The following is a 24,529-nucleotide window of genomic DNA, read 5'->3' on the forward strand; positions in this document are numbered from 1 at the left end:
CCGCGCGCCGAACGTCGACTTGTGGCGGGAAATAAGCCGATTCGCCGCAACAACTCGACGTTGGGGGCGCGGGACGACGAGCTCAGAAGTCGCCGGCGTTGCGGCGCAACGTCTCGATCGACGACGCGAGGTCCTGCGATTCGGCGTCGGACATCCCGAGATCGGCGAACACCTGCTTGTTGAGCGTGATCGTCGCGTCCTCGACCGTCGAGCGGCCCAGGTCGGTGATCTGGACCAGCGTGGTGCGCCCGTCGGTGGGGTGCGGAACCCGCTGCACCAGCCCGTCGGCCTCCAGCCGGCGGATCGCGTGGGTGACGCTGGTGACGTGAACCTGCAGCCGGTCGGAGGCCTTGGTGATGGGTAGCGCGCCGGAGCGGCTGAACGCCAGCAGCCGCAGCAATTCGTACCGGGAGAAGCTGAGGTCGTAGGGCCGCAGCGCCGTCTCCACGCGGGCCAGCAGGATCTGGTGCGCACGCATCACCGACGTCACCGCGACCATGCCCGGAGCCACGTCACCCCACCCGGCGCGCTCCCAGTTGGCCCGCGCCGCGGCGATCGGATCACGCTTGTCCGGTCGTGAGTCGGCCACGCCCCTTCTTACCGCACTTGGAGCCCGAGCGTGGCCTTTCCCAACGCCGACAGCACCGCCGTCGTCGATGCGCGACCGCCCACGGTGATCCGCGCGGCACCGTCCGCGTAATACCGCACGCGCGGAGCGTCGTCGCCGAAAGCCTCACGCCACGACCAGCCCTGTTGAGACGGCAGATACATGAAGTTCGCGTGCGCGTCGGCCGTGTAGATCCCCAGCGCGCTCAGGCGCATCCGGAGATAGCGGCGTTCGGCGGTGATCAGCCGGATCCGGCGCAGCAGTTCACCTTCCGCGGCATACGACGCCGCGACAGCGAGCAGGCCGGTGATCGCGATGCCGAACGGCAGCTGCTGGGTCCACAGCGTCGGCGCCAGCTGGTGGGACGCCACCGCGTAACCGATTCGCAGCCCGGCCAGGCCGTAGGCTTTGGAGAAGGTCCGCACCACCACGACGTTGGGAAAACGCGTGACCAGTGCCGCCACGTCGAAACGGTGCTCGGGAGCGGTGAACTCGATATAGGCCTCGTCGAGCAGCACGACGGTGTCGTGCGGCACCCGGCGCAGGAACCGGAGTACGGCGGCCGCGGGCTCCAGCGTGCCGGTCGGATTGTGCGGCCGGCACACCACCACCACACGGGCGGCGCCGGCCGCCTCGGCCAGCGCGTCGAGGTCGTGCTGGCCGTGCGCGTCCAGCGGGACGAGCGACGAGTTCAATCGTGCCAGTTGCGCGACGATCGGATAGCCATCGAACGTCGGCGACGCCATGGCGATCGTGTCGCCCGGCGCGGTCAGCGCTTGCAGCGCCTGCAACACGACGCCCGTCGCCCCGGCGCCCAGCACCACCCGGTCGGCGGGCACACCGATGTGGCCGGCGATCAGGCCGCGCAACCGCTCCGGCAAGAACTCCGGATACCGGTTCGCCGCGGAAACGGACCGAATCAACGCCGAACGCACCGACGGTAGCGGCGGAAACGGATTCTCGTTGAGCGACAGGGCGAACGGATCCACCGCGTTGGGCAGCGCATCGCAGATCTGGCCGGCAACCGGGGCCGGAACCGCGTGCATCAGCCTCGTCCGCCCCAGCGCACCGCGGCGGCGCCGGCGAAGTCGCCGGCATGCGCGAAGGCCGCCATCATGACCACTTCCCCGGCGCCCAGCTGGCCGTCGGCGATCGCGCGGTCCAGATTGATCGGGATCCCGGCACCGAACAGGTTGCCGCACTCGTCAAAGGTGTCCCGATGGCGTTGCGGGGGCAACTCGAGCGCGTCGCGCCAATTGCGCAGAAACGCCCGGTTGGGCTGGTTGGTGACCAGCAGGTCGAGGTCCTTGGCGGCCAACCCGATTCGGTCACACACCGCCAGCGCCACTTCCGGAACCTGCCGGTTGCCGCGGGCCAGCACCTTGGTGATCTTGCTCTCCGTGAAACCGATGCTGCCCTCGCCGGGGCCGGCCTGCCACCACTTGCGCGGCGGGTCGTAGGACAGCGTCATTTCGCCCGCATACTCGCCGTAGGTGCGGCACTCGACATCCAGGATGGGCGAGTGTTCGCTCAGCGCGACCAGTCCCACGGCGGCGCCGTCACCGGGCACCGCCGACTGCGCCTTGCGGCGGATGGTCGGTTGATCGAAGAATTGTCCGGCCGCGTTCTGCGCGATCGCGATGAGCGCGGTGCGCCCCTGGCCCGCGGACAGCAATGTGCGGGCCACGTTGAGCGCCAACACGAATGCGGCGCAGCCGCCGTTGTTCAGGTCGAGCACCCAGGACGGCCGCATGCCCAGCCGATGCGCGATGCCGCCACCCTGGCCGTAGAACGCCATGTCGGGTACCTGGGTGTGGGTGATCAGCACGTCCGCACCTTCGACGACGTCGTGGCCGTGCCGTTCGATCAGCCCCCGGGCCGCACGCTCGATCATGTCGACCGAGCTCTCGTCCGCGCCGACGTGATGGCGAAACTTCGGGGCGCGGAACATCACGTTGTCGCGCAGGTCGTCGGATTCGGCGAATCGGGCGTAGTAGCCGGCGGGAATCGGCTCGCCCGGCAGATAGGTGGAAACGTCGATCAGGCTGACAGTCGGCTTAGCCATGGTCTGCTCATCTCATCCACACCGGCGTCACGGGCAGGCCGTTGCGGTGGCGGTACTCGGCGATCGCCTTGAGGTTGCGCAACTCCAGCAGGTGGCCGGCGGCGAACATGTCCCAGAAGTCGCCGACCCACACGGGCCGCTGCGCCGGAGCGGTCTCCGGGTACGGGTTGTGGTCGTAGAAGGGGTGGTGACAATTCGTCCACAGCACAACCGATCCCGGCTTGTCGAGGACGGTCTGGGCGTCGACGACACGCATCAGGTAGATCATCCACAGATGCTTGCCTTGATCCCAGGCGCAGTGGTAATCCACGGTCCGCGCCTGGGCGTTGGCGACGGTGCGTGTGTAGATCTCGGTTTCCGAGCCGAGCCGGTCGTGCGCCAGCCATAATCCGGGCTCGTCGGTGGGGGTGAACCCGCGCAGGCTGTACGTCCACTCCTCCAGGCTGCGGGTGTCGGCCATGTACTCGTAGAGCTCGTCGGGCGGGCAGTCGACGTAGTCGTTGACGGTGCAGTACTGCCCGAAGACCTGGTCGTGCGGGTACACCGACCGCATCATGTCCATGATGATCGGCGTGGCCTTCTCCCTGGGGCTGGTTTCGATGCGGGTGACCCCGTCGATGAGGTCCGGGATATCCTCAAGCGCTGGCAGCGACATTGGTCAAGTTCTCCTCAGCATGTGAAATCTGGTCCACCCCATGGCCTTTGGCGGGCGCGGCGGTGAGAAATGGTGCGAACGGCGGGATCTCGTCGGCGGCGCACTCGACACTGACCACCGCCGGGCCGTCGATGTCGAGCGCCGCGCCCATGGCCGCGGCGAATCCATCGGCGTCGCTGACGTCCACCGCCGCCAGGCCGGGGAACATCGCCGCCAGGCCGGCGCCGAGCCGGCTGGGACGAAACCGGTTGTAGCTGTACAGGTCGTCGTAGAACAGCTGCTCGCGGGTCACGCACATGGCGTGCGCGTTGTTGTTGAACAACACGAACGTCATCGGTAGCCGGTACTGCACGGCCGTGTGCACCTCCATGCCGTGCATGAAGAACGCGCCATCACCGGCGATCACCACGGTGCGGCCGGCCGGGCGGCCGGTGTTGGCTCGCCCCAACGTCATTCCGATCCCGGCGCCGAAGCTGTAGCCCATGCCGCCCATGCCGAGCGCGACGGCGAACCTGCCGCCGCGTCGCACCGGGAGATAGTGGATGGCCGCGGCGCCGGTGTTGCCGGCGTCGACCACGATGTCGGACCCGTCGGGCACGACATCGTCCAGCACCGCCATGGCCTCGCGGTACCGCACGCCCGGCCCGGTGAAGGGCGGGGGCGTCATTTCGGCGGGCCGGCCCGCGCCGGGGATGCGCGGACCGGCCGGCCGCCCGCGGTGGCGAACCGCATGGGTCAGCGCGCGCAGCGAGCCGCGCAGATCATCGGTATGCACGTGGGTGCAGGGCAGATACGGCGGCGCCGAACCGATCGAGACCGTCCGCACCGCCGCCAGCGCCTCGTCCAGGCCGCCGCGCGCGGTGACCGCCAGCCGGGTGCCGACGATGAGGCACACCGCGCTGGCGGCCACCGCCTCGGCCACGTTGCGGTGACCCATGACACCGGTCACCCCCAGCGCGGCCGGTCCCCCGTCTGCAGCAGCGACATCCTTCGCGTCCGGGACGGTCGCCACCCGCGCGTGCAGCAGCGCGCGTAGCTCTTCGAGTTCGGCGCGGGCGTCGTCGCGCGCCACCTGCTCGCCGGCCAGGATCGTGACCCGCCCCTGCACCCGCCGCAGCTCGGCCGCGATCGGATGCGGGTTGCCGATCGCGGCCCGCATGCCATCCGCGTCATCGTCGTCACGCCCGGCGTCGAGATGGGCCTGCTGAATGTCCTTGGGCAGCAACAACACCGCCGGTCCGCCGGTGCGCGCCGCGGCGATGGCCCGGGGCAGCAGCGAGACGATGTCGGCCGGCGTGAGCAGCCGCTCGCAGAACACCGATACCGCCGAGAACAATGCCTCGGCGTTCAACGATCCGTTTGCGCCGCTGGTGTCCTGAAAGCTGCCGCGGCCGTCCATCGTGCGGGCGGGCTGGCCGACCAACGCCAGCACCGGAACCCGGCTCGCCAGCGACTCGCCCAGACCCGCAACGAGGTTCAGCGCTCCGCCGCCCGAGGTCGCGGCCACCACGCCCACCCCGGCCCCGCTTCGGCTGTACCCGTCGGCCATGGTGGCCGCGGAGAACTCGTGCTTGGCCAACACCGCGTCGATGTCGGGGCAAAAGTGCGCGGAGTCGTACACGTCCTCGATGTTGGCGCCGTCCACACCGAAGATGTGATCGACTCCGATCGCCGCGAGGTGCCCGACGATGTGGTCGACCACCCGGTGCCTGCCAAGCATGCCTGAAGAAACGAGGTAGCGGCCCGGTCGGTTCATCGTCGTCCAGATCCAGTACATGAACCGTTCACCGCCGGTCATCGTGATGTCTGAATGACGGTCGAACTTTGCAACGTCGTGCGCGAATACCGGGTCGGCGGTCAAACGGTGCGGGCGCTCGACGGCGTCAGCCTGCGGCTGGCGGACGAGCAGTTCGTGTCGGTCGTCGGGCCGTCCGGGGCGGGCAAGAGCACGCTGTTGCACCTGCTCGGCGCCTTGGATTCCCCCGATTCGGGGTCGATCGCGTTCGACGGCGAGGAAATCGCCCGTCTTGGCGATGAACAGCAGTCGCGGTTCCGCCATCGGCGGGTGGGTTTCATCTTCCAGTTCTTCAACCTGCTGCCGACGCTGTCGGCCTGGGAGAACGTGGCGATCCCCAAACTGCTCGACGGAGTCCGGTTGGGCAGGGCCAAGCCGGATGCGATCCGCCTGCTGGACCGGGTCGGGCTCGGCAACCGGGCGCAGCACCGGCCGGCGGAACTGTCCGGCGGCCAAATGCAGCGGGTCGCGGTCGCGCGTGCCTTGATGATGAACCCGCCGCTGATCCTCGCCGACGAGCCGACCGGGAACCTGGACTCCGCGACGGGCGCGTCCATTTTGGCGCTGTTGGCGGAGGTGGCGCACGAGGAGGGTGGGGGTCGGCTGGTGGTGATGGTGACCCACAACGCCGACGCGGCCGCGGCCACCGACCGGGTGATCACGCTGCAGGACGGTCGCGTCGGTTCGGACGTCATGGCGGTCGCGGGGTGAGGCCCGGGGCGCGGCGCGGCTTCAAGCTCGCGGCCGCGGCGAGCAGGCTGCGCGTGTTCAGCCTGCGCGAGCTGGCCGTGCATCGGCGCCGCACGTTCGCGTCGATCGCCGTAATGGCAGTCTCGGCAACGTATTTGGTGGCGATCTTCGGCATCTTCGGGTCGATCACCGGGTCGGTGGGCCGGCTGGCCGACGGGATCGCCGGCGTCGCCGCGCTCGAGGTGTCCGGCATCACCGACGGCGGATTCCCCGACTCGATACTGGCCGACGTGGCCGCCGTCCCCGGCGTAGCCACCGCCGCACCGATGATCCGGGCGTCGGCGTCCACACCGTCGGGTCCGGTGCTGCTGCTGGGCGCCGACGCGAGCACCGCCGCCCTGGGCGGCGCCCTCAAGGACGTGGTCACCCGGCCGGTGCAGGCGCTGTCCTCGACCCCGTCCGGCGTTCAGGCCGGACCCCGCGTCGGCTATGCGAAAGGCCAGGCGTTTCAACTGGGTTCGGCGTCGGTCACGGTGACCGATGTGCTCGCGGGCAAGCGATACGAGGACCTCAACGGCGGGCACTACGTGCTTGCGCCACTTGCCTTGGCGCAGAACGCCACCGGCCGCACCGGTCAACTCGACTCGATACTGATCACCATGAAGCGGGGCGCCGACCCCGGCGCCGTCCGCGCCGCGGTCACCGCCGCCGTGCACGGCCGTGCGATCGTCGCGGCCCCGAGCTTTCGGGCGGCCCGCGCCGGCGACGGCGTCAGGCTGATGAACTACATGGCCCTGCTGGGCGCCGCGGTCGCGTTGGTGGTCGGCGCGTTTTTGATCTACACCACGATGACGATGGCGATCACCGCGCGCCGGCCGGTCATCTCGATGCTGCGGGCGATCGGCGGCCGGCGCGCCACCATCGTCGGCGACATGCTGGCGGAGGCGGCGGTGCTCGGCCTGATCGGCGGGGCTATCGGGTCCGGCATGGGAATTGTGGCGGGCCACATCGCGATTGGGCGCTTACCCCCGGCGATGACGCAAGGGCTCGAAGCCCGCGTGCAGTATTGGCTGCCCGGTTATGCGATACCGCTGGCGCTCGCGGCGACGGCGCTGACCAGCGTGGCGGCCTCGGCGATGGCGGCGCGGCAGGTGTACAAGGTCTCGCCGATCGAGGCGCTCGCGCCGGTCGGGGCCTCGGCGGCCGACACGGTGCCGCGGTGGCTGCGCATCGCCGGCGGGGTTGGTGCGGTGGCGGTGTTCGCGGTGTCGACGCCGGTCGTCACCGGCCAGCGCGGCAGCTACGCCGTCGTGGCGATGGCCCCGGTGCTGGGCGCCGAGATCGCCCTGGGCTTCGCGCTCACCGCGCCCATCGTCCACGCCACGGCGGCGATGGCGCGCACGCTGGGGTCGTCCGGGGCGCTGGCCGCGGCGACGATCCAGCGTGCGCCGCGCCGGGTGTGGGCGACCGTGATGACCGTGCTCATCGGGGTACTCACCACCGTCGTGATCACCGGCACGAACGCCGACATGATTCGGTCCGCGCGCGACACCTTCGCACCGGTCACCGATACCGACGTGTGGGTGAGCGCGGACCCTCCCGACAGCTACCCCACCGACGTTCTGCCACAGGGGCTTTCCGCGAAGGTCGCCGCGCTTCCCGGCGTGGCACGGGTGACCGAGGGAGCGTTCGGTTTCGCCGTGGTCGGCGGTACCCGCGTCCTGCTCGACGGGTTTTCCGCCGGCAGCAACGATGCGCTCTTCCGGGCGCTCGACGAACGGGCGCGCACCGAGGTGCTCGCCGGCCGCGGTGTGGTGCTGACGCGGAATCTCGGCACCACTCTGCACGTCCGGGCGGGCGACCAACTGCGGCTCCAAACGCCGCACGGCCCGCGGTCGGTCACCGTGCTGGCTCTGGTGCCGTTCTTCTCGACCGTGATCGGCACCGTCGGAATCGACCTCGACCAGATGCGGGCCTGGTTCGATCGCCCGGCGGCGACGACACTGCAAATCGCCGCCGCCCAGGGGGTGAATCGGCAGCGGCTGCTGGCCGGCGTCCGCGAGGCGGCGCCGGCCCCGAACCACGTGTACGACGGCCCCACCGCGCTGGCGGGGCTGCAGGCCCCGCTGCGTCAGAGCATGTTCATCGCCAACGCGGTGTGGGTCATCGTCGTGGCGGTGGCCGCGGTCGCACTGCTCAACACGCTGACGCTCTCGGTGAACGAACGCCGCCGCGAAATCGGCGTGCTGCGCGCCATGGGATCCAGCCGGCGGTTCACCTTGCGGATGGTGCTGGCGGAGGCGGCCGGAATCGGTGTCGTCGGCGGCGTTTTGGGGCTGGCGCTCGGCCTGACCGACCAGTGGTTGTTCAGCCGCATCAGCGGGGACATCATGAATTTCGAAGTCGGTTTCCACCCGAGCCCCCCGGCGCTTGCCTTCACGCTCGGGGCGCTGGCGATCAGCCTGCTCGGCTCGGTGCCACCGGCACGGCGCGCTGCGCGCCTGTCCATCATCGAGGCGGTCAGCGTCGAGTGACGGTGGCGAATCCCTGCAGATGGGGTTTGCACGGGAAGGGCACCGGCGTTCGGATGCTGCGCACCGCGGCGGTGTCGAATCCGGCGGCGGCGATGGCCTCGAGGGTGCGCCGGTTCGGCTCGCAGCCACCGGCCAGCCACGACCACGGCTTGGCGATCAGATCCTGGAACCGGCCGGTCGCGCCGCCACCGCGCACGTGCTCGAGGACCACGAGCCTGCCGCCGGGCACCAGCACCCGCCGGATCTCGCCGAGGGTTGCGGCCACGTCGCCGACCGAACACAACACCAGCCCGGCGTGGACGGATTCGAAAGAGTTGTCCGGGAAGGGAATCGACTCGCCCGTTCCCTCGACGAGGTCGACCGCGATGCCGCGGCGCCGGGCGAGCCTGGCGGCCATCCGCCGGAACGGCGCCGCGGGCTCCACGGCGGCGACCGACGTCACCGTGTCGGGCAGAAACATCAAGTCGGTTCCCGGCCCCAGCCCGAGCATCAGCAGCCGGCCGGTCGCGTTACTCAGCGCCGCCCGTCGGTAGCGGTGGTAAAAGAGCCGGTCGAAAAGCGGCTGGCCGAATCGGTACACGTAGGGGAACGCCCTGCTTCGCAGGGTCATCGGGCGCCCAAATCCATTCGGAACGGCGGGTATTCGTCGCGCATCAAAGACACGTACACCGCCACCCGGTATCGCCAGCGGACCATGCCCATGAGTAGATCGAACGCGCCCGGTGGGATCGTCCCGGTGAACAGCAGCGCCAGCGCGGCGATGACACACAGCACCTGCAGCGGCGCCTCCATCGACCAGCACAGCAGAACCTGGGGGATGGCCAGCAGCCACTTCACCAGCACCGCCCAGTTTTTCAGCCGCTCGGGATAGTCGACCGCGAGATCGCCGGGGTAGTCGGGCCGAGACGCCAGCGTGAAAGGCGGATACCTGTCGGTGCTGTTCATCGGGAAGCGGTAGTTCATCACCCGCCACGACCAGCGCAGCACGCCGACGTTGAATGCGAACAGCGGCCGCGGATAACGCCCGGTGCACAGGATGGCCACGCCGGCCGCCACGGTCGAGAACGGATAGATCAGGTAGAGCAGTATCAGTATCGGGTAGTGCGGCACGGCCAGCACGCACCACTTCACCAGCCAGAGCCAGCGCGAGGGCGCGTCGAAATCGCCTCGCACTCTTACGGAATCGGCCGGGCTGTTCACGGGCTGGACGGGACCGTCGCCGCTACCCCCAAGTTTCGGCTGATTTCGGCGGACATCCGGCGGTGACTGGTAAGGCGCAGAAACGTCGTCAGCGCGCCGGCCTGCAGCCGGTCGGAGATCAGCGCGGCCGGTCGCAGCACGAACTCACCGTGCGACACCGGCAGTGACGCCACCCAGGACACGGCCATGACTTTGCGTCGACGGATCCTCTCGTACCACCGCAGGGCGGCCGAGACATCGGCGCCGCCGTTGGTCCCACCGCGAAAACCCCTCAGCGCCTTGCACAAAACCATCGTGTCGAGCAGCGCCTGGTTGGTCCCCTGCGCCAGGGTGGGCGGCATGGCGTGCGCGGCATCGCCGAGCAACGTGACGGGGCCGTGCCCCGGGCCCGGAATCGGATGGCGAAAATGCGGGAACGGCGAGCCGGCCAGGTCGTCGTCGCTCAGCGTCGCGAGCACCCGGTCGACAGAGTCGGACCATCCGGCGAAGTGGGACCGGATCATCTCGATCGGGCGCTGCGGTCGGACGAAGCCATGCGACCACGGCAGGTCGAACCACCACTGCACCTCCGACCCGCCGGCGGGCCACAGGCCGAGGTTTCCGCGCGCACCGATGATCATCAGCGCGGCATCGGAATCCGCGATCTCCGGGACAGTGGCAAGCCCCTGCCAACTGCACCAGCCGGTCGGCTTGGCGGCTTGCGCGCCAACGCAATTGCGCACCATCGAGTGCAGACCGTCGGCACCGATCACCACGTCCGCATCAGCCACGGTGCCGTCGCCGAACTCCACGCAGACACCGACGTCCGTACGGTTCACCGCGATCACCGGGGAACCGCACCGGATGCGCTCGGCGTCGAACCCGTCGAGAAGGCGTTCCAGCAATACTCGGCGCGGAACCATCCGCACGGGTGCGCCCAGCCGCCGCACCATCGCGGTGACGTCCAGCGTGGCCAGCGGCCGGCCGCGGGACGTCACGGCCCGCACGGTGGCCAGCAGCCGGCCGGCGCCGCCCATGTCGACACCCAGCTGGTTCAGCACCGCCTCGCCGTTGGACCAGATCGTCACCGCACCGCCGGGCGCCCGCACGTCGGGCCGGCGCTCGAAGACGGTGACGTCATGTCCATCCCTCACCAAGCCGCGGGCGACGGAGATGCCGGCCACGCCGGCGCCCACCACCAGCACCCGAAGCGGACGCCCGAACACGCTGGCTCCGATCTCTACAGCGAACGCTGCAACAACACCTTGCCGCTGTCGGCGGCGACCACTTGCACGGCGGCGATCTGGTCGACCGGGGTCGAGATCGCGCCCACGGGTGTCGCCGTGTGACCGGGCACGGCCACCCAGGTCGCCAGCCGGGTTTGGCTGCCGTCGCGACCCACCACGACCATCGCCAGCGTGTCATGGTGCGCGTTCAGCGGGGCCAGGCACACGCACCGAAGCGCGATGGATGTGCCCCAGTGCTGGCCGGTGACCTGGACGCTGGAGGTCAGCAGCGAGGTGCCCACCTGCGCCATCGGCTCGGCCGACGCGGTCACCTGCTGGGCGGGAGTCGACGACCACGCCTGCAGGCCGACGAACACCCCGATCGCCAGCACCGCGGCCGCCGCGGCGGAGGCCACCCAGGTCACCACCCGGGTACGCCGCCGGCGCCACCGCACCGCGGCCAGCAACGACGGCAGCATCTCCTCGGACATCTCCGGCGCCGGACCGGACTCGTCGATCGCGGCCACCTCGTCGCGGTCCAGTTGCGAAAGCAGGGCCGGCACGCCGCTGAGGTCGGCGACCGCCTCACGGCAGGCCGGGCAGCGCGCCATGTGCGTCTCGAATTCGCGGCGTTGCGCGGCCGACAGCGACCCCAGCACGTATGCGGCATCCCACATCGCGTAGCGGTCTTCGGGAGGGCCGATATCGGCCACCGGCGTGTTCATTTCATCCATGTCCTTCACCCCTCAAGCCTTCGGAGCCCCTCATCGGGTAACCCCAAGTTCCTGCAGAGTGAGTCGCAACGCCCGTACGGCATAGTGTAGTCGCGACTTCACCGTTCCCTCGGCGATGCCGAGGTCTGCAGCAATCTGCGTGGTGGTCCAACCGCGGTAGTAGGACCGTTCGATCACCGCTCGGTGATCGGCGGACAGCTGGGCCATCGCGTCCGCTATCAGCAATCGGTCCAGGGCCGCGTTGACCTCGTCCGGCGTGGACTGTTCGGGCGCCCCCGAAACGTCGGTCGAACCGACGACGTTGCGGTACCGCGCGCTGCGCCGATCGTCGATGATCATGTTGCGGGCGACGGTGAACAACCACGCCCGCGCCGAGCGCTCGGTGTCCCCGACGACTTCGGGATGCTGCCACGCCCGCAGCAGCGTTTCCTGGACCACATCCTCGGACTGGCTCGTGTCCCCCGTCAGGCGTAACGCGTAGCGCCACAGAACCGCGGCGTGTTCGTCGTAGAGCGCCTTCATCAGAGCGGCTTCGGCAGCCGCTGACGCGTTCCGAGTACCAGCCACACGAGCCACTCGATCACCTCCTGCCCGGGAAACGAGCAGAGCAGAGGTTTAGTTCACCAGGGTCAGGATGCGCGGTCCGGACTCGGTGACCGCGACGGTGTGCTCCCAGTGTGCCGCCCGCGAGCCGTCGGTGGTGACCACCGTCCACTGGTCGTCGAGCACCACGGTCTTGCCCGTTCCCAGCGTCAGCATCGGCTCGATGGCCAGCACCGACCCGGGGGCCAGCTGCGGGCCGCGCCCGGGTGAACCCTCGTTGGGCAGGAACGGGTCCATGTGCATCTGCCGGCCGATGCCGTGGCCGCCGTATCCCTCGACGATCCCGAAGGACCGCGAGTGGCGGGCCTCGGCCGCGCGCGTACCCATCTCGATGGCGTGCGATACGTCGGTCAACCGGTTGCCGGGCACCATCGCGGCGATCCCGGCCTCCAGCGATTCCCTGGTGGCCTGCGACAGCGCTTCGTCGGCCGCATCCAGCGTCCCGATCCCGAAGGTGATCGCGGCGTCGCCGTGCCAGCCGTCCAGCACGGCGCCGCAGTCGATCGATACCAGGTCACCGGAGCCCAAAACCTCTGCGGCCGAAGGGATTCCGTGGACCACCCGCTCGTTGACCGACGCGCAGATCGATGCCGGGTAGCCGTGATAGCCCAGGAACGACGGCACCGCGCCGGCGTCCCGGATCACCGATTCGGCGATCTCGTCGAGGCTCAGCGTCGACACGCCGGACACCGCGGCGGCGCGGACGGCCTGCAGCGCGGCCGCCACGACCGCGCCCGCCGCGGCCATCGCGTCGAGTTCGCCGGCGCTGCGCTGCGGCACCACCTTGCGACTCCGCAGCCGCGCCAGCGGGGTCATGTCTACTTGCCCAGCGCCTGCAGCGCGCGGGCGAACACTTCGTCCATGGTGCCGATGGCGTCGACGGTCTTGAGTTCGTCGCTGTAGTAGTCCAGCAGCGGGGCGGTCTCGTCCCGGTAGACCTTCATCCGGTTCAGGATGACGTCGTCGGTGTCGTCGGCGCGGCCGCGCGACTTGAGGCGCGCCAGCAGCTCGTCCTGGGAGACCCGGAACTCCAGCACCGCGTCGATGTCGGTGCCGCGGCGTTCGAGCATCTCGTGCAGCGCCTTGGCCTGCTGCAGCGACCGCGGGAACCCGTCCAGGATGAAGCCGTTGGCCGCGTCCGGGTCGCTCAACCGGTCGTTGACGAGCTGGTTGGTCAGCTCCGAGGGCACCAGGTCACCGGCGTCCAGGTAGCGCTTGGCCTCCAGGCCCAGTTTGGTGCCGTTCTCGATGTTGCTGCGGAACAGCTCACCGGTGGAGATTTGCGGGATCCCCAGCTTTTCGGAGAGCTTCTGCGCCTGCGTCCCCTTGCCCGCCCCCGGCGGACCCAGCAAAACGACTCTCACTTGAGGAACCCTTCATAGTTGCGCTGCATGAGCTGACTCTCGATCTGCTTGACCGTATCCAAGCCCACGCCAATCATGATCAACACCGCGGTGCCGCCGAACGGCAGGTTCTGTACCGCCCCGCCGTTGCCGATCTGCAAGAACAGGTTGGGCAGCACCGATATCGCACCGAGGTAGATCGAACCCGGCAACGTGATCCGGCTCAGCACGAACCGCAGGTAATCGGCGGTCGGCTTGCCCGGCCGGATCCCGGGGATGAACCCGCCGAACTTCTTCATCTCGTCGGCGCGCTCGTCGGGGTTGAAGGTGATCGACACGTAGAAGTACGTGAAGAAGATGATCAGCCCGAAATAGATGCCGATGTAGACGGGATCGCTGGGGTCGGACAGGTAGCTGCCGACGAACTTGTCCCACCAGCTGTTGCCCACGCCGCCGCTGCCGCTGCGGATCAGCTGGGTGATCAGGTGCGGGATATAGATGAGCGAGGACGCGAAGATCACCGGGATGACACCGGCCTGGTTGACCTTGAGCGGCAGATACGTCGAGGTGCCGCCGTACATCCGGCGGCCGACCATGCGCTTGGCGTATTGCACCGGGATGCGCCGCTGGCCCTGCTCGACGAACACCACGCCGACGATGATGATCAGCGCGGCGATGAGCACGGCGGTGAAGATCATGCCGCCTCGGCTGTCCAGGATGGTCTTGCCCTCGGCGGGGATGCGGGCCGCGATGCCGACGAAGATCAGCAGCGACATGCCGTTGCCGATGCCGCGTTCGGTGATCAGCTCACCCATCCACATCACCAGGGCCGCGCCGCCGGTCATCACCAACACGATGACGATCAGCGTCAAGATGCTCTGGTCGGCGATGATGTCCAGCGAGCAGCCCTGCAGCAGCCCCCCGTTGGCGGCCAGCGCCACGATGCTCGTGGCCTGCAGGATCGCCAGCGCGATCGCCAGATAGCGGGTGTACTGCGTCATCTTGGCCTGGCCGGACTGGCCTTCCTTGCGCAGTTCCTCGAACCGCGGGATGACCACGGTGAGCAGCTGCACGATGATGCTGGCGGTGATGTAGGGCATCACGCCCACCGCGAACACCGTGAGTTTGAGCAGCGCGCCGCCGGAGAACAGGTTGATCAGCGAATAGATCTGTCCGGCCGCGCCGCCGCTGGCCTCTTTGATGCACTGCTGGACGTTCGGATAGTTGACGCCCGGGGACGGCAGCGCGGCGCCGACCCGATACAAGACGACGATGCCAAGCGTGAAGAGGATCTTCCGTCTCAGGTCGACTGTCCGCAGCGATGAGATGAAAGCGGAAAGCAACTCTTCCTCCTGCGCAGCCGGGGGTTTCCTGCATCACGCGCCCAACTCCCGCAGGCCAGGACGTACGGCGTCGCGCGTCGAACCGTGTACGAGACTAACAGCTGGTCCGGTCAGGTCCGGTCAGGGCCTTTCCCGCGGCCACCGGAAATGCTGCGACCGGGCCCCGGAAGTAGCACAGGAAGCCGTCAGGCCGGGGGCGTAGAGTGCGGCTGTCTCGTTGCATTTGCTAAGTAACTTGGGAGCAGTATGACACGCACCGACCAAGACAGCTGGGACTTGGCGTCGAGCGTCGGCGCCACGGCCACGATGGTCGCCGCGGCCCGCGCGCTGGCCAGCGGGGGAACCAATCCGATCATCAACGACCCGTTCGCCGCGCCGTTGGTGCGGGCGGTCGGCCTGGATTTCTTCCGCCGCCTGGTCGACGGCGAGGTCACCGAGGCCGAGGCCGACGGGGCGCCCGGAGGCGGCGCGAAGGAGCTGGCGCTGGAGACCGATTCGATGGCGGTGCGCACCCGCTTCTTCGACGACTTCTTCCTCAACGCCGCCCGCGACGGGATTCGCCAATCGGTGATCCTGGCCGCCGGCCTCGACGCACGTGCCTACCGGCTGGGCTGGCCGCCCGGCAGCGTGGTGTACGAGGTCGATCAACCCAAGGTCGTCGAGTTCAAGAGCGCCACCCTGGCCAGCCTGGGCGCCGCCCCGGCCGCGGACCGGCGGACCGTCGGCATCGACCTGCGCGAGGACTGGCCGGCGGCGTTGCGCGGCAGCGGTTTTGACGTGACGCGACCGACGGCGTGGAGCGCCGAGGGCCTGCTGATGTATCTGCCGCCCGACGCGCAGGACCGGCTCTTCGACAACATCGCGGCGCTCAGCGCGCCCGGCAGCAAGCTGGCCACCGAATTCCACGCCGACAACGGGACGACGATGATGCAACGCGCCCGGGAGTTCAACGACAGGTGGGCCAAAGTCGGCTGCGACATCGACCTTTCGGGGCTGTTCTTCGACGGCGAGCGCAGCAACGTCGTCGACTACCTCACCGGCCTTGGGTGGCAGGTGGCCACCCGGGCGCGCCGCGATCTGTTCGGCGACTACGGCCTGGAATTCCCCGACGACGACGGGTCGTCGCCGCACCCCAACATCGTCGCGGTCACCGCGACATTGGGCTCATAACCGCGGCCACGCCCAGCGCTCAGCCCGGGGGCTTGGCCGCCGGTGCGCGCACGACCATCGGGACCGCGGGGAAACACCACGCCATCTCCGAGCGCGACTTGCGCAGCGCGGCGGTGCCGTAGCCCCGCTTGCGGTAATCGGGGTGGATCCAGATCCGCACGTTGACCTCGCCGCGGACCAGCTCGCCGAACACCATGCCGACCTTCTGGCCGGAGTCGACGGCCACGAACCACGCGGCCTCCTCGTCGTCGACGCGCCCGAGGGCCGCGCTGATCTCGTCGTCCAGGCTGCCGGCCGGCCCGCCCGAGCCGTCGCCGGCCGCGCCGATCTCCTCGGTGCGCACGGCGAAGATGTCGCGGTCGGTGGCGGCGGAGAAGGGCCGCAGCTCCAGGGTCTCCCCCGAGCTCGCCGGGCGCTCGCCGAGGGTGAAGCTCAGCTGCTTGTTGAGGTCTTCGAGTTCGGCGAGGATCTTGCGGCGCGAGTCGATGGTGAGCTGATCGAACGACATGCCCATCACCGCCTCGGCGGCCAGGTGGGAGGTGTCGAGCAGCCGGACGATCGCCTCCACCGCGGCCGCCCTGTTCTCTGATTCCACGATGGCGTCGGCGATTTCGTGCCGCCGCTCCACGGCTTTCGACAGGGCGTCGGCGATTTCCCGGCGGGTGGCTTTGCGGTCGTGGTCGGTCATTGCACCAGCCTAGAACGGCGGTGGTGCCACCGCGCCACATCGGCGGTCTGCCATCTGTAGGAAGCGGTGGTAGCGGTCCTCGAGCGCCGCCGCCCACGCGGGATCGGGCTCGACGACGCGCTCGGTGCGCACCCACCGGGCGGCGTCGGCGATCGTCGTCTCCAGGCCGGCGGCCATGCGGGCGAGGAAGGCGGCCCCCAGCGCGGCCCCCTCCGCCACCGCGGACACCTCGACGGGGCGCCCGGTGGCGTCGGCGATGGCCTGCAGCCACGGCCCGACCCGGGTGCCGCCGCCGGTGGCCACGATGCGCGACACCGGCGCGGCGGACAGTTCGATGAGCTGGCGCACCACGAAGCCGGACGCCTCGTAGGCGGCGCGCCGCAGCGCGGCGGCGTCATGGGTCAGATCCAGCGCCTCGAGTAGGCCGCGGCGGTCCGGGTCGTGCAACGGGCTGCGCTCGCCGCGCAGGTAGGGCGACCACACCGGTACGCGGCCGGGTTCGACGGCCGTCGGATCCGCTTGCGCCACAACGCGATCCACCCAGCCGAGGAAGAGCCCGCCGGCGTTGCTGGCCCCGCCGATCTGACTCTTGCCGGGCGTGGTGTGGGGAATGGTCCACAGCCCGGGCATCTGCCGGGGCTCGGAAATCGTCGTCCACACGATCAGCGTGGTGCCGCACATCACCAGCACGTCGCCGTCGCGGTCGGCGCCGGCCACGATCTGTTCGCACAGCGCGTCGATGGCGCCGGTGGCCAGCGCGGCGCCGCTGCCGCGCACCTCCCCGACGACGGCCCCCATGCTTTCCACCCGCGGCATCTGCTCGATGCGGGCGCCGCGCTCGGCGCAGGCGGTGGGGTCCCAGCCGGTCCCGTCGAACAGGGGGAACGCCGTGGCGGCGGTGGCGATGTCGATCACGGCGTCGCCGGCCAGCGCGTGGTTGGCCACCGCCGGCGCGGGCCAGTAGCCGGCGGCGTCGGGCGCCTGCGCGGCCGTCCACCGCAGGAACTCCGCCGCCTCGCCGAGCGCGGGCAGGGGCTGCGCGTCCCCGCCGGGGGTGCGGCCCCGGCCGTCGCCGTACAGCAGCCCCGGCGTGATCGGCGTGCCCGTGGCGTCGACGGCGGTCATCGACGGCACCATCGCCGAGACGGCCACCGCCGCGACGTCGGTCCGGTGGGCCAGTTCGGCCAGGGCCGCCGACGGCCCCCGCCGCCACGCCTCGTCGGCGTCGTGCTCGAGGCGGTCGGCCGCCGGGACCCGCAGCGCGTGGGGGATGCGCACCCGCGCCGCCACGTTGCCGTCGGCGTCGGCGGCTATCGCCTTGACCGCGGTGCTGCCGACGTCGATGCCGATTGTGACGTCTTTGCGTGACACGGGCGTCACCGTACGCCAGCATTGGCATTCGTGACGTCCAAACCGCGCGCCTTGGTCACGGCCCCGATGCGGGGCCCGGGCTTCGCCAAGCTGCGGGAACTGGCCGACGTGATCTATGACCCCTGGATCGAACAGACCCCGCTGCGCATCTACAGCGCCGAGCAGCTGGCCGAACGGATCGCGAGCGAGGGCGCCGAAATCGTGGTGGTGGAAAGCGATTCGGTGCGCGGCCCGGTGTTCGCCCAGGGGTTGCGCGCGATCGCCTCCACCCGCGGCGACCCCAACAACGTCGACATCGCCGGGGCCACCGCGGCCGGCATCCCGGTGCTGAACACCCCGGCCCGCAACGCCGACGCCGTCGCCGAGATGACGGTGGCGCTGCTGCTGGCCGCCACCCGCCACGTGCTGCCCGCGGACGCGGATGTGCGCAGCGGCAACATCTTTCGCGACGGCAGCATCCCCTATCAGCGTTTCCGCGGCGGCGAGATCGCGGGGCTCACCGCCGGGCTGGTGGGCCTGGGCGCCGTCGGCCGCGCCACCCAGTGGCGGCTGTCCGGGCTGGGCCTGCGGGTCATCGCGCACGACCCGTACAACCCCGACGCGCGGCACAGCCTCGACGAGCTGCTGGCCGAGGCCGACATCGTGTCGCTGCACGCGCCGGTCACCGATGACACGGCCGGCATGATCGGCACCGGGCAGTTCGCGGGCATGCGCGACGGCGTGGTCTTCCTCAACACCGCCCGCGCCCAGCTGCACGACTCCGACGCGCTGGTCGACGCCCTGGTCGCGGGCAAGGTGGCCGCCGCGGGCCTGGATCACTTCGCCGGCGAATGGCTGCCGGTCGACCACCCGTTGGTCGGGATGAACAACGTCGTGCTGACGCCGCACATCGGCGGCGCGACCTGGAACACCGAGGTCCGGCAGGCGCAGATGGTGGCCGACGACCTCGAGGCGCTGCTGAAGGGTGACGCGCCCGCCCATCTCGTCAACCCGGAGGTGCTAGGCCCATGAAATTCGTCGAGAACGCGGAGACCTCGGTGCTGGACGCGGCCAAGGACATGCTGCGCCGCGGCCTGGTGGAGGGCACCGCCGGCAACATCTCGGCGCGCCGCGCCGACGGCAACATCGTCATCACCCCGTCTTCCGTCGACTACCGCGACATGCAGCTCGACGACCTCGTGCTGGTCGATCCGGGCGGCTCGGTGCTGCAGGCGGCCGACGGCCGGTCGCCGTCCTCGGAGATGCAGCTGCACCTGGCCTGCTTTGCCGCGTTCGACGACATCGGCAGCGTCATTCACAGTCATCCGGTGTGGGCGACCATGTTCGCCATCGCCCACCAACCGATCCCGGCGTGCATCGACGAGTTCGCGGTGTATTGCGGCGGGGACGTCCGGTGCACCGATTACGCCGCGTCCGGGACCGCCGACGTGGGTACCAACGCGGTCGCCGCGCTCGAGGGCCGCGCCGCCGCCCTGATCGCCAACCACGGCCTGGTGGCGGTGGGACCGCGGCCCGACAAGGTTTTGCACGTCACCGCGCTGGTGGAGCGCACCGCCCAAATCGTGTGGGGCGCACGCGCTCTCGGAGGGCCGGTGCCGATCCCCGAGGACGTCAACAACAACTTCGCCGCGGTCTACGGTTATCTGCGGGCCAACGCCTGATGCGGCGGTTCCGGCTCGGCCGCGCCACCCTGGCGCGGGTAGTCGAACTGCGATTCTCGTTGGGCGCCAAGTCCTTTCCCCGGACCCCGCCGTCGGGGTGGCACGACAATGCCGACCTGCTGGTGCCCGACTTCTTCGATCCCGACACCGATCAGTGGCACATCGCGATCCAGAGCTGGGTCATACAGGTCGACGGCCTGACGGTCATCGTCGACACTGGCGTCGGCAACGACCGGCTGCGCCCGCACATGCCGCCCCTGGACCACCTGAACACGGCGTTCTTGGCCGCGCTGCGTTCGGCGGGCGTCGAGCGCGACGCCGTCGACGTCGTGGTCAACACCCACATGCACTCCGACCACGTCGGCTGGAACACCATGCTGGACAACGGCAACTGGGTGCCGACGTTCCCCAACGCCCGGTACCTGCTGCCCGCCGCCGACTATCGCCACTTCGAACCGGACGGGCCCGCCGCGCGGCGGTCGCCGCGCACCGAAGCCGAAGCTGCCCAGCAGCGCGGCGACCAGCTGGTGTTCGCGGACAGCGTGTTACCCATCGGCGCCGCGGGGCAACTGATCCGGTGGTCGGACGACTACGCGGTCAGCGATTCGCTGCGGCTGCGGCCCGCCCCCGGGCACACGCCGGGCTCCTCGGTGCTGTGGCTGGACGCGGGCCAACCCGCGGTCTTCGTCGGTGACCTCACCCACAGCCCGTTGCAGGTGCGTCGCCCCGGCGACGCGTGCGCCTTCGACATCGACGCCGCCGCGGCCGCAGTGACCCGCCGCCGCATCTTCACCGAGGCCGCGCAGGCGACAGCGACGGTGATACCCGCGCACTATCCCGGCCGCGGCGGCGCGACGATCCGCGCGGTCGGCGACGAATTCGAAGTCGGTGAGTGGCTGGACATTCCAGCCCTGTGACGTGCGAGGTCACCGCTGATCGATCGCCACCTTGACCGCGCCGCTCTCGCCCTGATCGGCGAGCGCCCAGAAAGCGTCGCGCCACCGCGCCAACCCGAAGGTATGGGTGAGCATGGGTCGCAGGTCGACGCGTCCGGCGCCGGCCAGGTCGAGGTAGTGGGCGATGGCGTGCTTGCGTTGCCCGTCGACCTCCTCGACGCCGAAGGCGTTGGAGCCCACCAGGGAAATCTCTTTGAAGTAGAGCGGGCTGTCCTCCCAGCGGCCGGGCGCGTGCACGCCGGCCTTCACCAGGGTGCCCCGCGAGCGCAGGACCCGGACGCCCACCTCGAAGGTCTCGGGCTTTCCGATCGTGTCGTAGACGACGTCGACCGCGCCGGGGTGGGCCATCGGCAGGCCCAGCAGCGGCCGGCGCAGCCGGCCACCGCCCCACGCCACGAGCTCCTCGATGAGGTCCGAACGCGGCTCGTGGGCAAGGACTTTCGCGGCGCCGAACCGGCGGGTCAGCTCGGCCTGGGCACCGAAACGGGCCACCACGGCCGCGGCCACGCCGGGATACAGCGCCCGCAGGATGGCGACCGCGCACAACCCCAGCGAGCCGGCCCCGTACACCAGCACCGCGCCCGTATCGGGCGGGGGGTGGCGGGTGACCGCGTGCAGGGACACCGAGAACGGGTCGGCGAACACGGCCACCTCGTCGGGGATCGAGTCCGGCACCGCGAACAGCATGCTGTCGTGGGCGGGCATCAATTCGGCGTAGCCGCCCGTCACGTCGGCCGAGACGCCGGTATGGATGCCGGGGCTGAGGGCGCCGTCGGTGAAGCTCCAGCACAGGCTGTAGTCGCCGGCCTGACACGCCGGGCAGGGCGGCGCGATGCCCCGCGGCCCGCAGGACAGCCACGGGTTGAGCACCACCCGCTGCCCCACCTGCAGGCCGCGCGCCCTGGGGCCCAGCGCCACCACGTCGGCCACCACCTCGTGGCCCAGGACTTGCGGGAACGAACAGAACGCGGACATGGCGTTGTCGGCGTCGCCTTCGCCGAAGTCCATCAGGATCTGCTTGGAATCCGACCCGCAGATGCCGGTCAGCCGCGGCCGGGTGAGCACCCAGTCCTCCTGCGGCAGTTGCGGATCCGGCACCTCGCGCAGCGCGGTCGGGGTGCGGGCGAGGTTCTGGGTGAGCGCGTTGGCGCGCTCGGGCACCTCGACGGGCTCCGGTGGCACGCCGTAGACCAGCGCCCTCATGGCGCCGCCAGCCCCGCCGCTCCGGCGATGAACGCGTCGAGGTCGGCGTTCTTGGCGTCGACGACCGGTTTCATGTCCGGCACGTAATGCTCGAAGCCCTCGGTGCCCAGGGCGGCGAGGATGCCGTCGGCCACCTCGTCGGCGGAAACCTTGGGACCCCGGTAGAGGGGTTCCTCGCTGCCCGGGTGATCCCAGATCTCGGTGTCCACCGGGCCGGGCTCGATCAGCTTCACCGCGATCGGTGTGCCGTGCAGGTCCACGGCCATCGCCTCGCTCCAGCCGCACAGCGCGAATTTGCTTGCACAGTAGGCGCTTTCGTGGATGATCCCGAGCCGGCCGCCGACGCTGGACACGTTGACGATCATGCCCGATCCCCGCTCGCGCATCCGCGGCAACAGGGCCAGCGTCAACCGCATCGGGGCGAAGAAGTTGACCCGCATGACCGCTTCGACCTCGTCGGGATCCAGCGCGGTGACCGGGCGCCGCTTCGGGACGGCCGCGTTGTTGATCAGCACGTCGATGCCCCCGAGCGTGTCCCAGGCGGTCGCCGCCAGGTCACGCAGCGCGGAGGTGTCGGCCAGGTCGGCGACCCACATCGCCGATCCCGGGGCGGTGCGCCGGCAGTCGGCCAGGACCTCGTCCAGCCGATCCCGGCGGCGCGCGACCAGCCCGACCACCGCGCCACCGCCGGCCAGCCGCCGGGCCAGGGCCGCGCCCAGACCCGACGAAGCGCCCGTGATCAGCACCCGCTCGTACGCCATCAGTAAAGGTTGCCGCGAATCGGGGGAAGCGTACAGTGGGGGAAGCTTGTTATATCGGCTAAATATTAGATTGACTACCTCCGATAGGGGCACCACCATGACTTCCACCAGGTACGAGGGCGACACCTGGGACCTCGCCTCCAGCGTCGGCGTGACCGCCACCATGGTCGCGGCGGCCCGGGCGATGGCCACCCGCGCCGAGCGCCCGCTGATCAACGACCCGTTCGCCGAGCCGCTGGTCAAGGCGGTCGGGGTCAACCTGCTCTCCCGGCTGGCCGGCGGCGAGCTCGACCCGGCCGAGCTGAACGACGTCCACGACGGCGCCGCCAGCTCCGCCGGGGCGATGTCGCGGATGGCCGACAACATGGCCGTGCGCACCAAGTTCTTCGACGAGTTCTTTGTGGACGCCACGAACGCGGGCATCAAGCAGGCGGTGATCCTGGCCTCCGGGCTGGACGCGCGCGCCTACCGGTTGGCATGGCCGGCCGGGACGGTGGTCTACGAGGTGGACCAGCCGCAGGTCATCGAATTCAAGACCCGCTCGCTGGCCGAGCTGGGCGCCGCCCCCACCGCCGAGCGGCGCGTGGTGGCCGTCGACCTCCGCGACGACTGGCCCGCCGCGCTCAAGGACGCCGGGTTCGATCCCGCCCAGCCGACGGCGTGGAGCGCCGAGGGCCTGCTCGGTTACCTGCCGCCGGAGGCGCAGGATCGCCTGCTGGACACCATCACCGAGCTCAGCGCGCCGGGCAGCCGGCTGGCCACCGAGAGCGCGCCCAACCCCGAACCCGGCGACGACGAGAAGCTCAAGGAGCGCATGCAGGCGATCTCCGAGCGCTGGCGCGCGCACGGCTTCGATCTCGACATGGCGGGGCTGGTCTACTTCGGCGACCGCAACGAGGCCGCCCCCTACCTGGCCGCTCACGGGTGGCGCCTGAACAGCGCCAGCATCCGGGATCTGTTCGCCGCCAACGGGCTTGACCCGCTCGGCGACGACGACATGCGGATGGGCGAGATGCTCTACACGAGCGGCACCTATGAGTGAGGGGCGCGCCGAGGGCGACAGCTGGGGGCCGGCACACAGCGTGGGGGCGACGGCGACCATGGTCGCCGCGTCCCGCGCGGTCGCGTCGAAGGGTCCCGACGCGCTGCTCGACGATCCGCTGGCCGACCCGCTGGTCCGCGCCGTCGGCCTGGATCCCTTCATCCGGATCATCGACGGGGAGATCGACTTCGAGGACGACCCGCTGTTCAACCGCAGGGCGCGGGCCGAGCAGATCACGGTGCGCACCAGGTTTTTCGACGACTTCTTCCTGGACGCGACGAACGCGGGCATCAAGCAGGCGGTCATCCTGGCCTCCGGCCTGGACACCCGGGCCTACCGCCTGCGGTGGCCGGCGGGAACCGTGGTCTACGAGATCGACCAGCCCGACGTCATCGCCTTCAAGACCGACACGCTGGCCGGCCTCGGCGCCGCCCCCACCGCGCAGCGCCGCACGATCAGCATCGACCTGCGCGACGACTGGCCGGCGGCCTTGCGCGAGGGAGGTTTTGACGTCACCCAACCGACCGCCTGGAGCGCCGAGGGGCTGCTGCCCTACCTGCCGCCCGAGGCCCAGGACCGGCTGTTCGACAACATCACCGCGCTGTCCGCACCGGGCAGCCGGGTGGCGACCGAACACGTGCCCGACCCCAACGCGTTCTCCGACGAACGCCTGCGCCGCATCTCCGAGCGTTGGCAGCGCTTCGGCTTCGACCTGAATGCGGCCGACCTGTTCTACCGGGGCGAGCGCAACGTCGTCGTCGACTACCTGAGCGGTCACGGCTGGCAGGTGAGCGCGCACCCCGCCCGGGAACTATACGCCCGCAACGGGTTTGAATTTCCCGCGGACGATATGACGGCCACCTTCGGCGACCTGAGCTACGTCGCCGCGACGCTCGAGTAAGG

25 protein-coding genes are annotated in these 24,529 nt (G+C 70.1%); 8 read left to right on the forward strand and 17 right to left on the reverse strand.

Annotated elements, in window-relative coordinates; translation table 11 throughout:
* Window positions 1-82: 82 nt before the first annotated feature.
* Genes W7U_RS17125 through W7U_RS17145 form a run of 5 tightly spaced genes read right to left on the reverse strand, consistent with a single transcriptional unit; the run spans window position 83 to window position 5,083 of the window.
* On the reverse strand, window positions 83-589 hold the full coding sequence (locus W7U_RS17125) for a MarR family transcriptional regulator (protein ID WP_008260522.1): 507 nt from the start codon (window positions 587-589) through the stop codon (window positions 83-85).
* An 8-nt stretch (window positions 590-597) separates the two neighbouring features.
* A complete protein-coding gene (locus W7U_RS17130) occupies window positions 598-1,653 on the reverse strand; it encodes an aminotransferase class I/II-fold pyridoxal phosphate-dependent enzyme (RefSeq protein ID WP_008260524.1) in 1,056 nt (351 codons plus the stop codon).
* A complete protein-coding gene (locus W7U_RS17135) occupies window positions 1,653-2,672 on the reverse strand; it encodes a ketoacyl-ACP synthase III family protein (RefSeq protein ID WP_008260525.1) in 1,020 nt (339 codons plus the stop codon). The genes W7U_RS17130 and W7U_RS17135 overlap by 1 nt, the downstream gene beginning before the upstream one ends.
* Window positions 2,673-2,679: 7 nt before the next feature.
* A complete protein-coding gene (locus W7U_RS17140; RefSeq protein ID WP_008260527.1) occupies window positions 2,680-3,327 on the reverse strand; it encodes a hypothetical protein in 648 nt (215 codons plus the stop codon).
* Window positions 3,308-5,083 carry a thiamine pyrophosphate-dependent enzyme gene (locus W7U_RS17145; protein WP_051070699.1) on the reverse strand — a complete coding sequence of 592 codons (1,776 nt, stop codon included), beginning with the start codon at window positions 5,081-5,083 and terminating at the stop codon, window positions 3,308-3,310. The genes W7U_RS17140 and W7U_RS17145 overlap by 20 nt, the downstream gene beginning before the upstream one ends.
* A gap of 54 nt (window positions 5,084-5,137) precedes the next feature.
* Here W7U_RS17145 and W7U_RS17150 point away from each other — a divergent pair, with 54 nt between their 5' ends.
* Window positions 5,138-5,833: an ABC transporter ATP-binding protein gene (locus W7U_RS17150; protein ID WP_008260530.1), complete on the forward strand. Its 696-nt coding sequence runs from the start codon at window positions 5,138-5,140 to the stop codon at window positions 5,831-5,833.
* Window positions 5,830-8,346, forward strand: coding sequence for an ABC transporter permease (locus W7U_RS17155; protein WP_008260535.1), 2,517 nt, complete (start codon window positions 5,830-5,832; stop codon window positions 8,344-8,346). Before W7U_RS17150 ends, W7U_RS17155 begins: the two co-directional genes overlap by 4 nt.
* On the opposite strand, the gene W7U_RS17160 is transcribed toward W7U_RS17155, so the two are convergent.
* Genes W7U_RS17160 through secY form a run of 8 tightly spaced genes read right to left on the reverse strand, consistent with a single transcriptional unit; the run spans window position 8,333 to window position 14,774 of the window.
* Entirely contained in the window at window positions 8,333-8,956 is a 624-nt protein-coding gene (locus tag W7U_RS17160; protein WP_008260536.1) for a class I SAM-dependent methyltransferase, read from the reverse strand. The genes W7U_RS17155 and W7U_RS17160 overlap by 14 nt on opposite strands.
* Entirely contained in the window at window positions 8,953-9,519 is a 567-nt protein-coding gene (locus tag W7U_RS17165) for a DUF4389 domain-containing protein (protein WP_008260537.1), read from the reverse strand. Before W7U_RS17165 ends, W7U_RS17160 begins: the two co-directional genes overlap by 4 nt.
* Window positions 9,520-9,542: 23 nt before the next feature.
* A complete protein-coding gene (locus W7U_RS17170) occupies window positions 9,543-10,751 on the reverse strand; it encodes an NAD(P)/FAD-dependent oxidoreductase (RefSeq protein WP_008260538.1) in 1,209 nt (402 codons plus the stop codon).
* A 14-nt stretch (window positions 10,752-10,765) separates the two neighbouring features.
* On the reverse strand, window positions 10,766-11,485 hold the full coding sequence (locus W7U_RS17175; protein WP_036429494.1) for a zf-HC2 domain-containing protein: 720 nt from the start codon (window positions 11,483-11,485) through the stop codon (window positions 10,766-10,768).
* 30 nt (window positions 11,486-11,515) lie between these two features.
* Window positions 11,516-12,061 carry a sigma-70 family RNA polymerase sigma factor gene (locus W7U_RS17180; protein ID WP_036429496.1) on the reverse strand — a complete coding sequence of 182 codons (546 nt, stop codon included), beginning with the start codon at window positions 12,059-12,061 and terminating at the stop codon, window positions 11,516-11,518.
* Window positions 12,062-12,100: 39 nt separating this feature from the next.
* On the reverse strand, window positions 12,101-12,904 hold the full coding sequence (gene map, locus W7U_RS17185) for a type I methionyl aminopeptidase (protein WP_008260541.1): 804 nt from the start codon (window positions 12,902-12,904) through the stop codon (window positions 12,101-12,103).
* Between the two features lie 2 nt (window positions 12,905-12,906).
* Window positions 12,907-13,452 (reverse strand): adenylate kinase, encoded by a 546-nt coding sequence (locus W7U_RS17190; RefSeq protein ID WP_008260542.1) that lies wholly within the window; start codon window positions 13,450-13,452, stop codon window positions 12,907-12,909.
* Entirely contained in the window at window positions 13,449-14,774 is a 1,326-nt protein-coding gene (gene secY / locus W7U_RS17195; RefSeq protein ID WP_008260543.1) for a preprotein translocase subunit SecY, read from the reverse strand. Before secY ends, W7U_RS17190 begins: the two co-directional genes overlap by 4 nt.
* A gap of 246 nt (window positions 14,775-15,020) precedes the next feature.
* On the opposite strand from secY, the gene W7U_RS17200 reads away from it, so the two are divergent.
* Window positions 15,021-15,944, forward strand: coding sequence for a class I SAM-dependent methyltransferase (locus tag W7U_RS17200; RefSeq protein WP_008260544.1), 924 nt, complete (start codon window positions 15,021-15,023; stop codon window positions 15,942-15,944).
* A 19-nt stretch (window positions 15,945-15,963) separates the two neighbouring features.
* Here W7U_RS17200 and W7U_RS17205 read toward each other — a convergent pair whose 3' ends face one another.
* Window positions 15,964-16,632, reverse strand: coding sequence for a GNAT family N-acetyltransferase (locus tag W7U_RS17205; RefSeq protein WP_008260545.1), 669 nt, complete (start codon window positions 16,630-16,632; stop codon window positions 15,964-15,966).
* A 9-nt stretch (window positions 16,633-16,641) separates the two neighbouring features.
* Complete coding sequence (locus W7U_RS17210; RefSeq protein WP_036429609.1) at window positions 16,642-18,003, reverse strand: FGGY-family carbohydrate kinase; 1,362 nt, start codon at window positions 18,001-18,003, stop codon at window positions 16,642-16,644.
* Window positions 18,004-18,033: 30 nt separating this feature from the next.
* On the opposite strand from W7U_RS17210, the gene W7U_RS17215 reads away from it, so the two are divergent.
* From W7U_RS17215 to W7U_RS17225, 3 genes are read left to right on the forward strand one after another with little or no spacing between them, the layout of a single operon-like run.
* Window positions 18,034-19,014: an NAD(P)-dependent oxidoreductase gene (locus W7U_RS17215; protein ID WP_008260547.1), complete on the forward strand. Its 981-nt coding sequence runs from the start codon at window positions 18,034-18,036 to the stop codon at window positions 19,012-19,014.
* Window positions 19,011-19,664: an L-fuculose-phosphate aldolase gene (locus tag W7U_RS17220; RefSeq protein WP_008260548.1), complete on the forward strand. Its 654-nt coding sequence runs from the start codon at window positions 19,011-19,013 to the stop codon at window positions 19,662-19,664. The genes W7U_RS17215 and W7U_RS17220 overlap by 4 nt, the downstream gene beginning before the upstream one ends.
* Window positions 19,664-20,581 (forward strand): MBL fold metallo-hydrolase, encoded by a 918-nt coding sequence (locus W7U_RS17225; protein WP_008260549.1) that lies wholly within the window; start codon window positions 19,664-19,666, stop codon window positions 20,579-20,581. Before W7U_RS17220 ends, W7U_RS17225 begins: the two co-directional genes overlap by 1 nt.
* A gap of 9 nt (window positions 20,582-20,590) precedes the next feature.
* Here W7U_RS17225 and W7U_RS17230 read toward each other — a convergent pair whose 3' ends face one another.
* Both W7U_RS17230 and W7U_RS17235 read right to left on the reverse strand, forming a co-directional pair.
* Entirely contained in the window at window positions 20,591-21,823 is a 1,233-nt protein-coding gene (locus W7U_RS17230; protein WP_008260571.1) for a zinc-binding dehydrogenase, read from the reverse strand.
* On the reverse strand, window positions 21,820-22,584 hold the full coding sequence (locus tag W7U_RS17235) for an SDR family NAD(P)-dependent oxidoreductase (RefSeq protein ID WP_008260573.1): 765 nt from the start codon (window positions 22,582-22,584) through the stop codon (window positions 21,820-21,822). The genes W7U_RS17230 and W7U_RS17235 overlap by 4 nt, the downstream gene beginning before the upstream one ends.
* Window positions 22,585-22,681: 97 nt before the next feature.
* Between W7U_RS17235 and W7U_RS17240 the strand changes: the two genes are divergently transcribed.
* Both W7U_RS17240 and W7U_RS17245 read left to right on the forward strand, forming a co-directional pair.
* Window positions 22,682-23,626: a class I SAM-dependent methyltransferase gene (locus tag W7U_RS17240; RefSeq protein WP_008260575.1), complete on the forward strand. Its 945-nt coding sequence runs from the start codon at window positions 22,682-22,684 to the stop codon at window positions 23,624-23,626.
* Window positions 23,619-24,527, forward strand: coding sequence for a class I SAM-dependent methyltransferase (locus W7U_RS17245; protein WP_008260587.1), 909 nt, complete (start codon window positions 23,619-23,621; stop codon window positions 24,525-24,527). Before W7U_RS17240 ends, W7U_RS17245 begins: the two co-directional genes overlap by 8 nt.
* Window positions 24,528-24,529: the final 2 nt, after the last annotated feature.

Source organism: Mycobacterium sp. H4Y (genome assembly GCF_000364405.1).
GTDB lineage: Bacteria > Actinomycetota > Actinomycetes > Mycobacteriales > Mycobacteriaceae > Mycobacterium > Mycobacterium intracellulare.

Excerpts from the sequence above, each read along its gene's own strand:
- W7U_RS17130 (WP_008260524.1), bottom strand. The coding sequence starts at position 1,653 with ATGCACGCGGTTCCGGCCCCGGTTGCCGGCCAGATCTGCGATGCGCTG.
- W7U_RS17160 (WP_008260536.1), bottom strand. The coding sequence starts at position 8,956 with ATGACCCTGCGAAGCAGGGCGTTCCCCTACGTGTACCGATTCGGCCAG.
- W7U_RS17235 (WP_008260573.1), bottom strand. The coding sequence starts at position 22,584 with ATGGCGTACGAGCGGGTGCTGATCACGGGCGCTTCGTCGGGTCTGGGC.
- W7U_RS17140 (WP_008260527.1), bottom strand. The coding sequence starts at position 3,327 with ATGTCGCTGCCAGCGCTTGAGGATATCCCGGACCTCATCGACGGGGTC.
- W7U_RS17205 (WP_008260545.1), bottom strand. The coding sequence starts at position 16,632 with ATGACCGACCACGACCGCAAAGCCACCCGCCGGGAAATCGCCGACGCC.
- W7U_RS17225 (WP_008260549.1), top strand. The coding sequence starts at position 19,664 with ATGCGGCGGTTCCGGCTCGGCCGCGCCACCCTGGCGCGGGTAGTCGAA.
- W7U_RS17200 (WP_008260544.1), top strand. The coding sequence starts at position 15,021 with ATGACACGCACCGACCAAGACAGCTGGGACTTGGCGTCGAGCGTCGGC.
- W7U_RS17145 (WP_051070699.1), bottom strand. The coding sequence starts at position 5,083 with ATGAACCGACCGGGCCGCTACCTCGTTTCTTCAGGCATGCTTGGCAGG.
- W7U_RS17175 (WP_036429494.1), bottom strand. The coding sequence starts at position 11,485 with ATGGATGAAATGAACACGCCGGTGGCCGATATCGGCCCTCCCGAAGAC.
- W7U_RS17230 (WP_008260571.1), bottom strand. The coding sequence starts at position 21,823 with ATGAGGGCGCTGGTCTACGGCGTGCCACCGGAGCCCGTCGAGGTGCCC.
- W7U_RS17245 (WP_008260587.1), top strand. The coding sequence starts at position 23,619 with ATGAGTGAGGGGCGCGCCGAGGGCGACAGCTGGGGGCCGGCACACAGC.
- W7U_RS17220 (WP_008260548.1), top strand. The coding sequence starts at position 19,011 with ATGAAATTCGTCGAGAACGCGGAGACCTCGGTGCTGGACGCGGCCAAG.
- W7U_RS17150 (WP_008260530.1), top strand. The coding sequence starts at position 5,138 with ATGACGGTCGAACTTTGCAACGTCGTGCGCGAATACCGGGTCGGCGGT.
- W7U_RS17240 (WP_008260575.1), top strand. The coding sequence starts at position 22,682 with ATGACTTCCACCAGGTACGAGGGCGACACCTGGGACCTCGCCTCCAGC.
- map (WP_008260541.1), bottom strand. The coding sequence starts at position 12,904 with ATGACCCCGCTGGCGCGGCTGCGGAGTCGCAAGGTGGTGCCGCAGCGC.
- W7U_RS17135 (WP_008260525.1), bottom strand. The coding sequence starts at position 2,672 with ATGGCTAAGCCGACTGTCAGCCTGATCGACGTTTCCACCTATCTGCCG.